Origin of the sequence: Prescottella defluvii, from assembly GCF_000738775.1 — a bacterium.
GTDB classification, from domain to species: domain Bacteria; phylum Actinomycetota; class Actinomycetes; order Mycobacteriales; family Mycobacteriaceae; genus Prescottella; species Prescottella defluvii.
Genome location: NZ_JPOC01000118.1, coordinates 1 through 373, shown reverse-complemented (window position 1 = coordinate 373; position 373 = coordinate 1). Strand labels below are relative to the sequence as shown.

Here is a 373-nt window from a genome sequence, read left to right as displayed (position 1 = left end):
GCCGCCGGCAACGGCGGCCGGCGCGCCCGGATCCGCCGCTGGTCGCCGGCACCACTGACGCTGGCCGCCGCCGCCGTGGTGCTCTTCGAGGTGCTCTCGCTGCTCAAGGGCGCCGTCGCGCAGTACCCGTCGTACTCGATCGCCCACTCCAACCTGAAGTCCGTGACCGGCGACTCGAACGCGCCCGCACCGGCGAGATCCTCGGGCGGCGTCACCAGTTGCAGCGTCGAGGCGTTCGTGTCGTCCTCGACGAGGACGTAGTCGGCGAGCGCGCACGAGTTGCCGGTCACGGACTTCAGGTTGGAGTGGGCGATCGAGTACGACGGGTACTGCGCGACGGCGCCCTTGAGCAGCGAGAGCACCTCGAAGAGCA

The 373-nt window shown here is 70.5% G+C and carries 1 protein-coding gene; it reads right to left on the bottom strand.

The window, feature by feature from the left end:
• The coding region (locus IJ15_RS25025) for an arabinosyltransferase C-terminal domain-containing protein (protein WP_037136043.1) at positions 1-373 on the bottom strand (373 nt) is incomplete at both ends.